General features: G+C 67.1%; 9 protein-coding genes. 2 read left to right on the forward strand and 7 right to left on the reverse strand.

Annotation, left to right across the window (positions count from 1 at the left end; translation table 11 throughout):
* Positions 1 to 43: 43 nt before the first annotated feature.
* The 3 genes from WD430_RS00230 to aroC all read right to left on the reverse strand — a co-directional run bounded on the left by WD430_RS00230 (position 44) and on the right by aroC (position 4,454).
* Positions 44 to 979, reverse strand: a complete 936-nt coding sequence (locus WD430_RS00230; RefSeq protein WP_339104025.1) for a thiamine pyrophosphate-dependent enzyme — start codon at positions 977 to 979, stop codon at positions 44 to 46.
* Positions 980 to 982: 3 nt separating this feature from the next.
* Positions 983 to 2,884 (reverse strand): 2-oxoacid:acceptor oxidoreductase subunit alpha, encoded by a 1,902-nt coding sequence (locus WD430_RS00235; protein ID WP_339104026.1) that lies wholly within the window; start codon positions 2,882 to 2,884, stop codon positions 983 to 985.
* A gap of 418 nt (positions 2,885 to 3,302) precedes the next feature.
* Positions 3,303 to 4,454: a chorismate synthase gene (gene aroC, locus WD430_RS00240; RefSeq protein WP_339104027.1), complete on the reverse strand. Its 1,152-nt coding sequence runs from the start codon at positions 4,452 to 4,454 to the stop codon at positions 3,303 to 3,305.
* A gap of 227 nt (positions 4,455 to 4,681) precedes the next feature.
* Here aroC and WD430_RS00245 point away from each other — a divergent pair, with 227 nt between their 5' ends.
* Positions 4,682 to 5,146 carry a hypothetical protein gene (locus tag WD430_RS00245; protein ID WP_339104028.1) on the forward strand — a complete coding sequence of 155 codons (465 nt, stop codon included), beginning with the start codon at positions 4,682 to 4,684 and terminating at the stop codon, positions 5,144 to 5,146.
* 124 nt (positions 5,147 to 5,270) lie between these two features.
* Here the strand turns inward: WD430_RS00245 and WD430_RS00250 are convergent, their stop codons facing one another.
* The 3 genes from WD430_RS00250 to WD430_RS00260 form a co-directional block, all read right to left on the reverse strand.
* Positions 5,271 to 6,413 (reverse strand): thiolase family protein, encoded by a 1,143-nt coding sequence (locus WD430_RS00250; RefSeq protein WP_339104029.1) that lies wholly within the window; start codon positions 6,411 to 6,413, stop codon positions 5,271 to 5,273.
* A 290-nt stretch (positions 6,414 to 6,703) separates the two neighbouring features.
* Positions 6,704 to 8,005 carry a 3-phosphoshikimate 1-carboxyvinyltransferase gene (aroA, locus tag WD430_RS00255; protein ID WP_339104030.1) on the reverse strand — a complete coding sequence of 434 codons (1,302 nt, stop codon included), beginning with the start codon at positions 8,003 to 8,005 and terminating at the stop codon, positions 6,704 to 6,706.
* A 109-nt stretch (positions 8,006 to 8,114) separates the two neighbouring features.
* The gene (locus WD430_RS00260; protein ID WP_339104031.1) at positions 8,115 to 9,263 is read right to left on the reverse strand and encodes a DUF2092 domain-containing protein; all 1,149 of its coding nucleotides are present in this window, start codon (positions 9,261 to 9,263) and stop codon (positions 8,115 to 8,117) included.
* Between the two features lie 195 nt (positions 9,264 to 9,458).
* Between WD430_RS00260 and WD430_RS00265 the strand changes: the two genes are divergently transcribed.
* Positions 9,459 to 10,646 (forward strand): Xaa-Pro peptidase family protein, encoded by a 1,188-nt coding sequence (locus WD430_RS00265; RefSeq protein WP_339104032.1) that lies wholly within the window; start codon positions 9,459 to 9,461, stop codon positions 10,644 to 10,646.
* A 501-nt stretch (positions 10,647 to 11,147) separates the two neighbouring features.
* On the opposite strand, the gene WD430_RS00270 is transcribed toward WD430_RS00265, so the two are convergent.
* Positions 11,148 to 12,233, reverse strand: a complete 1,086-nt coding sequence (locus WD430_RS00270; RefSeq protein ID WP_339104034.1) for an FAD-dependent oxidoreductase — start codon at positions 12,231 to 12,233, stop codon at positions 11,148 to 11,150.
* Between the last annotated feature and the right edge of the window lie 19 nt (positions 12,234 to 12,252).

Below are 12,252 nucleotides of genomic sequence, written 5' to 3' on the forward strand. Positions count from 1 at the left end.
CGAAAATGGAGCGCTCGGTGCGCCGAACCGCGGCGGCGAGCGATTACTTGTGGCGGTCGAGCAGGTCGTAGCTGCGCTCCCACTCGGCGTCGTCGTCGAAGTAGCGCTCGGCCAGCGGCTGGTCGGGCATCTCGCCGACGGCGTGTTTCTCCTGGGAGTAGGAGGGACGGTCGTCCTCGACGTAGTACCGTCCCGTCAGGACGGTCCCCTCGTTGAGGACGTCCTCGGTCTCGCGCATCATCTCGGCGGCTTCCGCACGGTCGTGGACGTCGAAGTCGTAGTCGTCGGACTCCTGGACGTCGATGTACGGGACGTACTGTCGCGCGTCCTTGTTCCAGGTGGGACACTGGGTCAGGAAGTCGACGTGGGCGAAGCCGTCGTGTTCGATGGCCTCCTTGATGATCTCCTTGGCCTGGTTCGGGTTGACCGCGGCGGTGCGAGCGATGTAGCTCGCGCCGGCGTTCAGCGACGTCGACAGCGGTCGCAGCGGCGTCTTCGCGCTGCCCGACGGCTGAGTCTTGGACTTGTGGCCCTTCGGACTCGTGGGCGAGGTCTGCCCCTTCGTCAGCCCGAAGATCTCGTTGTTGAACACGATGTACGTGATGTCGTGGTTCTCCCGGGCCGTGTGGATGAAGTGGTTGCCGCCGATCCCGTAGCCGTCGCCGTCACCGCCGGCGGCGATGACCTCGAGTTCGGGGTTGGCGAGCTTCGCGGCCCGAGCGACGGGCAGCGAGCGGCCGTGGATCGTGTGGAAGCCGTACGTGTCCAGGTAGCTGTTCAGCTTGCCGGAACAGCCGATCCCGGTGACGGTCAGCACCTCTTCGGGGGTCTTCCCGACTTCGGGAAGCGCCTGCTTCAGCGACTTCAGGACGCCGAAGTCCCCACAGCCCGGACACCAGGTCGGCTGCGGTTCGACACCGGGCGTGTACTCGTCCCGGTCGATCTCGCGTTCCTCACCGATCGCGTTGAATGCACTCATTGGTTAGTCACCTGCAGCGGGTTCGATTCGTACCTGTGCGGTTGGCTGACGGTCCTCGTCGGCGAGGTTGACCTCGTAGCCTTCGACGATCTCGGCGGGTTCGAAGGGGTTGCCGTTGAACTTCAGCAGGCTGGTCATCTTGTCGCCGAAGCGGCCCAGCTCCTTCTGGATCAGGCCGCGGAACTGCGCGGTGGCGTTCATCTCGACGACCATCGCCTCGTCGACGCTCTCGAGGAACTCCGTCACTTCCTTCTCGGCGAAGGGCATCATGTCGGAGACGCTGATCCCCTTTACCGAGTGTCCTTGCGCGTTCAGGCGCTCGATAGCCTCCGCGACGGCACCCTGGGAGGAGCCCCAGGTGATGATGCCGTACTCGGCGTCTTCCGGACCGAAGTAGGTCTGGGTCGAGTCCCGTTCCTCGTCGAGCTCCGCGCGGATCGACTCGAGCTTCTCGAGTCGGCGCTCCATCTGCGCGACGCGGTTGTCGGGATCCTCGCTGATGTGCCCGACGGGGCTGTGCTCGTTCCCGGTCGCGAGGTAGCGTCCGCCCTTCTGGCCGGGGATCGAGCGGGGTGCGACGCCGTTTTCGGCGTCCTCGTGGTTGAACCGCTTGAACTTCCCGGAGTTGTCGTGTGCGGCCTCCCGGAGTTCCTCCTCGGTCAGCGTCGAGCCGAGATCCGGCTGCGGTTCGCGGTCGAAGAACTCGACGTCGACGTTGGTGTTCTCGCCGGAGAGCTTCTGGTCGTAGATGACGATCGCGGGGATCTGGTAGTCCCAGGCGATCTCGAAGGCCAGTCGCGTCTGTTCGTAGGCCTCTTCGATGTTCCCGGGCGCGAAGACGACGCGCTGGGAGTCGCCCTGGCTCGTGTAGAGGACGTGCTCTAAGTCGGCCTGTTCGGGCTTCGTCGGCATCCCGGTCGAGGGACCCGCACGCATCGACTCGACGAGGACGAGCGGCGTCTCGGTCATCTCCGCGAGCCCCAGCGGTTCGCTCATCAGCGCGAAGCCGCCGCCGGAGGACCCGGACATGGCCTTGACGCCGGCGTGGCTCGCACCGACCGCGAGGGCCGCCGCGGCGATCTCGTCCTCGACCTGTTCGGAGACCCCGCCCATGTCGGGGAAGTTCTGGCTGAGGATGGTGAACACGTCCGTCCACGGCGTCATCGGGTAGCCGGCGATGAACCGACAGCCCGCGTCGATCGCGCCGTAGGCGATCGCGTTCGACCCCGACAGCAGCGCCTGCTCGGTCTCGTGGGAGCCCTCGGGCACGCGCAGGTCGTGTTCGAAGTCGTACTCCTCCTGGGTCATCTCGTAGGCCTCGTGGAGGATCTCGAGGTTCGACTCGAGGATGTCCCCGCCCATGGCGTCGGACATCAGGTCCTCGATGTGCTCGAGTTCCATGTCGAGCAGCGCCGCCGTCACACCCACGCCGGCGGTGTTGCGCATGACCTCGCGGCCGTGCTCCTTGGCGAGTCCGCGCAGATCAACCGGGAAGACGTGCCAGTCGTTCTCCTCCGCGCGCTCGTGGAGGTTGACGGCCTCGACGTCCTCCTCGCTGATCAGTCCCTCGTCGTAGACGATGACTCCGCCTTCGCGGAGTTCGTCTAAGTTCTCCGAGAGGGGCTTGATCTCCTCGTTGCCGTAGTAGGCCTCCTCCTGGGGGTTCCGAGCGAACGAGTCGCCCAGCGACAGCAGGCAGTTGTAGCCGTCTCCCCGTGACTGTACCTCCCGATCTGCGGCTCGGATTTCGACGTACGTGTGGCCGCCGCGGATTCGCGACGGATAGTGTCGATGGGTGAATACGTCGAGCCCCGAGCGCATTAGCGCCTTGGCAAAGTTCTGGCTCGTCGAGTCGATCCCGTCGCCGGAACCGCCCGCGATTCGCCAGATGAGTTCGTCGCTCATAGCTAAATCAGTGGCCGGTGGGCCGACCGTGCCGTGATTTTGCTCTACGTGACCTAAAGCCTTTGCTATACATTGCCATAGATCTATCGTGAAGAATGTACAACCACACAGTATATACCATCAAAGACCATTATATTTGGAGGAGAGTCGAGCGATAGTTGCTATTTGTGACGAAATGTTCAGCGTAGGCGACCGGACAGTTCGCGATTATTGCCCAGCAGAGAATGATTATATACTGGAGACGACTCGATGAAAGGGCCATTCGGCTCGCTGTGGTGAGAGAAATTACCCGTAGTCAACGGCAATCAGGCGCTCGCCGGCCGGGCAGACAGCGAGGGGCGACCGTCGACGACAGTCGAAACTCGACGGGCGGTCGGACTCGAGCGCTCGAGTCCGACGTCGAAAAACCGGTCGCGGACTACTCGTTCTGCGGGTTACTCGGGTGGTAGTCCGTGTCGTACTCGCCGGGCTGACCGTCGACGCGGTCGGGGTTGATCCGACCCGACAGCAGCATGAAGTCGACGAGCGTCAGCGCGAGCATCGCCTCAACGACGGGAACGCCTCGCGGCGGGAGGACGGGGTCGTGGCGGCCGATGACCTTCTCCTCCTTGAGCTCGCCCGTCTCCCAGTCGGCGGTCTGCTGGGACTTGGGGATCGAGGTCGGCGCGTGCAGCGTGACCTCGCCGTAGATCGGCTCGCCGGAGCTGATCCCGCCCTGAATACCGCCGTGGTCGTTCTCGACCGGCGTCGGGTTCCCCTCCTCGTCGAACTCCCAGTCGTCGTTACGTTCCTTGCCCGTCCACTCTCGAGCCTCGCGGCCGAGGCCGAACTCGAAGGCCGTCGTCGCCGGCACCGCCATCATGGCCTGTCCGAGTCGCGCGGACAGCGAGTCGAACCGAGGTGCGCCGAGGCCGACGGGGACGCCCTGGGCCTCGAAGTAGATGCTACCGCCGATGGAGTCGCCCTCCTCCTGGTACTCCTCGATCAGTTCCTGCATCTCCGCGGCGGTCTCGGGGTGGGCACACCGGACGTCGTTCTCCTCGGAGTGTTCTTTGATCTCCTCGAAGCTCACCTCGGGCGCCTCGACGTCGCCGATCTGGTTGACGTGGGCCTTGAGTTCGATCCCCTCTCGTGCGAGGAGCTTCTTCGCGACGGCGCCCGCGGCGACCCAGTTGACGGTCTCGCGGGCCGACGAGCGGCCGCCACCGCCCCAGTTGCGGGTGCCGAACTTCGCCGAGTAGGTGAAGTCGCCGTGGCTCGGCCGCGGCGCGGTGATGAAGGGCTCGTACTTGCCCGAGCGGGCGTCCTTGTTCTGAATGACCAGCCCGATCGGCGTCCCGGTCGTGTAGCCGTCCTGGATCCCCGACTTGATCGAGACGTCGTCGGGCTCGCCGCGGCTGGTCGTGATCATCGACTGACCCGGCTTTCGCCGATCGAGGTCCTCCTGAATGTCCTCCTCCGAGAGCTCGAGGCCGGCGGGACAGCCCGAGATGGTACAGCCCATCGCCTCCCCGTGGCTCTCGCCGAACGTGGTCACCTGAAAGAGGCGACCGAAGCGGTTGCCGTTCATTACGGGTTCCTCGGAGACGGGGCCACTTAGCGGTGCAGGATCTCCGGCGGACGGTGGCCACCGAACCGATTCCGAGCGACTCGACCGAACGCGGCGCTCGAGGCGAACTCCCGTTCGAGCGTCGGCCGCGAAATGACCGACGTGCAGACTCTCCCGAAATCCTGAATTCGACTGCCTCAGCCCACCCAAAGCGTCTTTGATCCGAGTGGTGTAAGTGGTGTCACACTATGAACCGCCGTTCGCTGCTCGCCGGCGTCGCCGCCTCGAGCGCCGCGATCGCGGGCTGCGCCTCGATCGAGGCGACGGTTTTCCAGGAGTCGACGGCCCCGGAGGTCCCGTCGGATCCCGACGACCCGATCGCTCGCGCGACGATCGGCGCCTCGTCGGACGACTCGCCCCACCGCATCCGTCTGTGGAACCGAACCGACGACCAGCGGTCGATCGGGCTCGACCTCGAGGCCGAGACGGCCACCTTCGAGGGGAACTACGATCTGGCTTCCGACGCCCACGTAGTCATCGTTCTTCACGATCGGGCCGAGTACGCCGTGACCGTGACCGTCGACGGCGACGAGATCGAATCGACGACCCTCGAGGCCGAATCGTTCGACGATCCCTGCCCGGCGACCGAGCTGTTCGTCCTCGAGGACGACGAGTTCGAGATGACGACGGAGTCCGAGTCTGACCACTGTTAACCGAGCCGTTCGCCGCGATCGCTCGCCGCTCCCTGCCGCGACCACCGTTTGTCTCGCTCGACGCGTTCGCTTCGCTCACGGTCTCGCTCGCAAAATCTGGACCAAAAAGGCTAGCGGAACCGTCTCAGGGCAGTTCGAACTCGATCGCCGCTCCCTGTCCGAAGCCGACACACTCCGTCGCGATGCCCCGGTCGACACCGCGGCGGTTCATCTCGTGGACGAGCGTCACCGGCAGCCGCGCGCCGGAACAACCGAGCGGGTGGCCGATCGCGATGGCGCCGCCGTTGACGTTGAGTCGGTCGTCCGGGATTCCGAGTTCGCGCTGGGAGTACAGCGTCTGGCTCGCGAAGGCCTCGTTGATCTCGACCAGCCCGTAGTCGTCGATCTCCCGGCCGGCGCGCTCGAGTAGCCCCTCCGTCGCCGGAACCGGACCGACGCCCATGATCGTCGGATCGACGCCGGCGACGTAGCTGGTGCCGACTGCCGCGAGGATCTCGAGGTCGCGGTCCTCGGCGAGTTCGCGGCTCGTGACGAGGACGCCCGCCGCGCCGTCGGCGATCTGGGAGGCGTTGCCGGGCGTGACGGTGCCGTCGTCCTTGAAGACGGTCGGCAGTTCCGCGAGTTTCTCGGTGGTCGTCCCGGGTCGCAGGCCCTCGTCCTCGTCGTGGACGCCGTCGCCCGTCTCGATGGGGACGATCTCGTCGTCGAACTTGCCCTCCTCGGTCGCTTCGACCGCGCGCTGCTGGCTGCGGGCGCCGTACTCGTCTTGCTCCTCGCGGGAGATGTCGTACTCCTCGGCGACCTTCTCGGCGGTCATTCCCATTTGCAGATTGCGCATCCCGTACTCCTCGTCGAGTTCGGGATACAGCTGGCCGCTGTCGGCGGCGCCCATCTTCACGCGACTCATGCTCTCGACGCCGCCGGCGACGACCGCGTCGTGGCGACCCGCGGCGATCGAGTCCGCGGCGCTGATGATCGCCTGCGCCGACGACGCGCACTGTCGGTCGATGGTGGTCGCGGGGACCTCCTCGCCGAGGTCCGAGAAGAGCGCGATCTGACGGGCGATGTTCGTCCGCTGTTCCTCGCGCTGCTGGGCACAGCCCCACATCAGGTCGTCGACGTCCTCGCCGGAGAGTCCCGTCTCCGCGAGCATCTCGTTCACCAGCGGAATCGAGAGGTCCTCGCTGCGGACGTCCGCGAGCGCGCCGTCTTCCTTTCCCTGTGCCGTTCTAACAGCGCTAACGATCACTGGTGTATTATCTGCCATTGTATAGAATGATTTTTCGTGAAGGTAAATAGCTATCCTCTCCGGAAAGCGACGAACGGAATTACCGAACGACTGGAAGCGTCGCTCCCGAGCGGTCGGAACGGACGCTCTCGACGTCGAGTTCGGGTTCGAGTACGACGAGACGGCTCGAGAAGTCACGATCGCTCACGAGAGCGGATCCCGTCCGAGATGGGGCTGTGGAGATCTGATCCGGAGACGATCGCACTGACGAGCAGTTCTCCGACGAGATCGCTTCCCCCGTTCCGTCCGCTCCCGTGAGAGCGTCGGCGCTACTGCTCGCCGCGCTCGAGCGCGACGCCCAACTCCTCGAGCAGGTCGAAGAAACCGGGGAACGAGACGTCGACGTGGTCGGCGCCCTCGATGGTCGTCTCGCCCTCGGCGACCAGTCCGGCGAGCGCGAGCGCCATGATGATCCGGTGATCGGCCCGTCCCTGAACCGTCGCGCCCTCGAGTCGGGAGTCGCCGCCGTGGACCGTCAGCGAGTCGCGCTCCTCGGTGGTTTCGACGCCCATTTTGCCCAGTTCCTCGGCCATCGCGCTCACGCGGTCGGTCTCCTTGTAGCGGACGTGCTCGGCGTTCGTAATGTGCGTGTCGCCGTCGGCGACGGCGCCAAGCGTCGCGATCGTCGGCAGCAGGTCCGGCGTGTCCTCGACGTCGACCTCGATCCCCGACAGCGGCGCGCTCGAGACGTCGATGACGCCGGCCTCGCGGTCCCAGTCGACGTCGGCGCCCATCCGCTCGACGATCTCGACGATGGCGGTGTCTCCCTGCGCGCTCGGGTTGGCGCCCTCGATGCGGACGCCCTCTGCCGCGTCTCCCGCGATGGCGCCCGCCGCGAGGGGGTAGGAGATCGACGAGAAGTCGCCGGGGACGGCGTACTCGCCTCCTGCCGGGTCGTAGGACTGGCCGCCCTCGACGGCGAACCCGTCGTCGGTGTGACGCGCGTCGACGCCGAAGTCCTCGAGGACCTCGAGCGTGATATCGACGTAGGGCGCGGACTTCAGTTCGGTCTCGAGTTCGATCTCGATCCCCTCGTCGGTGACGGTGCCGGCCATCAGCAGGGCCGTGATGTACTGCGAGGAGACGTCGCCCGGGATCGAGACCGCGCCGCCCGACAGCGGTCCGGTGACGACCAGCGGCGCCAGCCCGTTGCCCCGCGTGCTGTACGCCTCGGCGCCGAGATCGGAGAGCGCCTCGAGCAGCGGCCCCTGGGGCCGCGAGCGCAGCGATTCGTCGCCCGTGAGGACGGTCGTCCCGTCGGCCAGCGCCGCCGCGGCCGTGACGAGGCGCGTCGTCGTCCCGCTGTTCGCGCAGTCGATGACGTCCGCCGGCACGTCGGGCCGGCCGTCGAAGCCGTCGATCTCGAGGGTGGCGTCCCCGGCGCGGGTAACGTCGCCGCCGAAGAGTTCCACCGCGCGTGCGGTCGCCTGCGTGTCCGCGCTCCAGAGCGCGTCGCGGACCGTCGCCTCGTCGGCGTAGCCCGCGGCGAGGATCGCTCGGTGCGTGTAGCTCTTCGAGGGCGGTGCCCGCGCCGACCCGGCGACGCTCGAGGGCGTGATCGTGACGTTCATGGTCGCTCTGTGGGGTGGCCCCGCCTTACCGATACCGATCCTCGGAGTTCCGGCGATCGGCGACGCCGACGAAAACGAGAGCTATCGGGCTCGGCTGCGACGGAGCCCGTCACCGACAGCCGATCGAGGCCGTAATCTCCCGGAGCGGCTCGCCGTCGACCAGACTCGAGACCTCGTAGCTCACGTCGCCGCAGTCCCAGAAGACGCTCTGGATCCGGCCGTCCCGGTAGTAGGCCGTCCGCCCGTCGATCTCGATCTCCTCGAGGACGTCCGGATCGAACCGGGCCCGTTCGCGGACGACGACGTAGAGTTCGCGCGCGACGACGTTCGGATCGTTGTACCACAGCGTCGTCGTCACCCCGCCGTACTTCTCGGCCCGCTCGACGACGGTGATTCGATCGAGGAGGTAGGCGTCGGGGACGTCAGCCGCCGGCAGCTCGTAGGGGACGGCCGCCTCGGCCTCGTCGAACGAGTCGAAGATCCCCTCGGGTTCCGTCCCGTCGGTGACGACCTGCGCGTCGGCCGGCGGCTGATAGGTGAACGTCTCCGACTCGACGCCCTCGTCGATCGCGAGGTCCTCGTAGGTGACGGTCAGCCGGTAGCGGACCTCGCCGCCGTCACGGACCTCGTTGCGTTCCCTGACCGGATACCGGTACTCGTCGTCGATACAGATCGTCCGGGAAACCTCGAGGTCCTCGAGTTCGTCCGTCGACAGCGGGACGGCGTAGGTCGTGTCCCCGACGACGAGATCGATCCGGCGCCCGGTCTCGTCGAGCGGCGGCCGCGTCTCGATGACGTGGGCCTCGCGGCCGTCGACGGTCGTCGTCCCCTCGTAACCGAGCCGGTAGTCCTCGAGCAGGGCCTCGAGGACCCGCAGCGTCCGATCGGCGTCGACCTTGGTGCCGTGAAACTGGACGTCCACCACGTCCGTCTCCGGGTTGTACTCCCACGTCGTTTCCCGGTTGGTCACGGTGACCGAGCCGACGGGCGCGTCCGGATCGGTCGACTCGAGGACCTCGAGGCGCTGTTTGGCCGGCGGTTGGCGGACGACGCGTTCCGTTCGCTCGACGGTCTCCGACGGCGTTTCGACGGTCATCGTTCGACGAGCCGTGAGGTCGCTCAGGTGGCGGCGCGTCTCGACCGCGTCGCGGAGCAGCGACTCGCTCGAGGGCCCGTCGTCGGCGGACGGATAGCTCACGCAGCCGGCGAGCGCGACGCCGGCACCGGTACCGACTGCCAGAAACCGTCGACGATTCATACACGAGTGACTGTAATCAAAATTTGTAAGTGTGTGGGTTGACCGTTTCCGCGCTCGAGTCCGCGACCGAACGAGCGAAGCGACGTGAAAAGGTGGACTCGCCGGCAGTCACGCGAGCGAAGCGAGTGTGACTCCGACGAGTCCAGTCCGGACTGGACTCGTCGACATTATGTGCTCGCCCGTCCCACACCCGGTATGGAACTCGACGTCGACCTCGCCCCGTTGCGCGAGCACCTCGAGACCGCGGGCCTGGACGGCTACCTGATCGACGACGACGCCTCGGACGCCGACCAGCGGTACGTCTCCGGCTTCACGGCGCCGGACCCCTACCAGACGCTGGTCGACGGCGACGGCACCCACCTGCTCGTCTCCGGACTCGAGTACGGCCGCGCGACGGCGGACTCGAGCGCCGACACCGTGACGCGGCTGTCGACCTACGGCTATCAGGACCTCGTCGCGGAACACGGCGCCTACGGGGCCAAGAGCCGAGTCCTCGCGGCGTTCCTCGAGGATCACGGCGTCTCGTCGGTCGCCGTCCCGAAGAACTTCCCGACGGGGACCGCGGACGGCCTCCGCGAGCGGGGGCTCACGGTGACGGTCGAACCCGAGGGGATCGTCGAGGACGTCCGCGCGACGAAGACCGACTGGGAACGCGAGCAGATTCGGACCGCCCAGCGGGCCAACGAGGCCGCGATGGCCCGCGCCGAGGAACTGATCGCGACCGCGGACGTGGAGGACGGGGTTCTAGTTCGGGACGGCGAGCCCCTGACCAGCGAGCGCGTCACGGAGGCGATCGAGATCACGCTGTTGCGCCACGGCTGCGCGCTCGACGAGACTATCGTCGCCGCCGGCGCCGACGCGGCCGACCCGCACGACCGCGGCAGCGGCCCGCTCGCGGCCGACTCGCTCATCGTGATCGACATCTTCCCGCGGGACAAGGAGACGGGCTACTTCGCGGACATGACACGGACGTTCGCCCGCGGAGAGCCGGGCGAGGAAGCTCGACGGCGGTACGACGTGACGCGAGAGGCGTACGAGGCCGCCCTCGAGGCCGTCGAACCGGGCACCACCGGCGCGGCCGTCCACGACGCGGCCTGCGACGTCATCGAGGCGGCCGGCTACGATACCCTTCGGAGCGATCCGGACACCGAGATCGGCTTCATCCACAGCACCGGTCACGGCGTCGGGCTGGACATCCACGAACAGCCCACCGTCTCCCCCTCCGGCGGCGAACTCGAGCCCGGCCACGTGATCACGATCGAGCCCGGCCTCTACGACCCCGACGTGGGCGGCGTGCGGATCGAGGACCTGATCGCCGTCACCGAGGACGGGTACGAGAACCTGACCGACTATCGGGTCGGACTCGAGCCCAAAGCAGAGTAACTGGCCTCTCGATCCGGGGTGTCGGTACCGGCTCGGGATGTCGGTTCCAGCTTGGATTCTTTTCCCTTCGGTGGCGCGCGCTGAGATCCAGTGAGCGACGGCGAACTGGATATCGAAGCGCGCGAGGGATGAGTGAGCGAGAGCGCGGCGCTACGCGCCGCGTACGCGAACGGCGCAGCCGTGAGCGCGAGCGAACGAATCGGCTGGGGAGGGTGTGGCAATTCCTTGCCGCCAGGAATAGCAGGATGCTTCGTTCGTGCAGGTATCGTAGCCGAAAGGAGGCTATCTCGCTCGCGCTGGCAACAGGGATTACCACACCCTCCCCAGCCGATTCGCTCACTCACTCCGTTCGATCGCTCATCCCTCGCACGGTTTCGGGACGTGGTTCGTAACTCACCACGTCCCAGCGCGCGCCACCGCAGGCTGGTCGATGGCAGCAGTGTGGGACAAGCTATCAAACGACCGCTTGAGAACGTAATCTGCTCGACAACGTCTGCGCAGCTAGTTGCTCCTCACGACGCGCTCACCGGTCTCGAGTCCGTTGCGCAACGCGGCGTGCAGTCGTCCCTCGCCGGCGACCCAGTCGCCGAGACAGTACAGCCCCTCGGCTTCGGCCTCTCGCACCGACTCGAGATCGACCCCGTCCTCGGGCAGCGCGTAGCGCCAGCCCTGGTGGTCCGTCCAGTCGGGCTCGAGCAGGCGCTCGTCGTCTAGCAATTCGGCGGTCAGTTCGGCGAGGTCCTCGAGGTTCGCGTCGGGGTCCTCGTCGTAGTGTTCGACGGACCACTCGTGGTTGGCCTGGACGACGAGCAGCGACTCGCCGTCGGGGACGTGACCGGGCTTGCACTCCTCACGGGCGATCCAGCCGAGCTCGTGGGTCTTGTCCGTATTCACGAGCGCGTAGTACGGTCGCTCGAGCGCGAACGGGTAGTGAAAGACGCCCGTCCAGATCGTCCGGTAGGGGACGGCCTCGGCCGCGTCGGCGAGCCGATCGCGAACGCCGGTGTCGGCGTCAGTATCGGGGTCGGTGTCAGTATCGGCGCCGACGTCCCACTCGGCCGACCGCAACAGCTCGGCGGTCTGCGGCGCCGGCGGGTTCAACAGGAGGGCGTCGAACGGGCCCCACTGGTCGCCCGCGTCGTCCTCGAGTCGCCACGTTCCCGCGGCGGGCTCCCGGCGGATCGTCTCGACGCGCGTGTTCCGGTGGATCGACGCGTCGGTGCGCGCGAAGAGCCGTTTGGCGAGCTGGGTCAGGCCCCCCTCGTAGGTCCACTTGTGATCGTCGGCGTCCCGGCCCTCGGAGACCGCGCCGTCGGCGTCGAAGGTCCAGACCGGGTCGGTGACGTCGACCAGCCCGTCGGTCTCGAGCGTCTCCGTGAGCAGGTCGACGACCCGCTGATCGTCCGATGTGACGTAATTCGCGCCGTAGTCGTAGGTCACGTCCCCGTGCCGGCGAGTGGCCGCGCGACCGCAGAGACCGCCGGACTTCTCGAGGACGGTCACGTGCGTCTCGGCGGCCGACTCGGCGATCGCGAACGCCGCGGCCGCGGCGGCCGCGCCGGCGCCGACGATTCCGATGCGTGTCATGGCGGGGCGTTCGGCCCCC

Origin of the sequence: Haloterrigena sp. KLK7 (assembly GCF_037914945.1) — an archaeon.
Lineage (GTDB): Archaea > Halobacteriota > Halobacteria > Halobacteriales > Natrialbaceae > Haloterrigena > Haloterrigena salinisoli.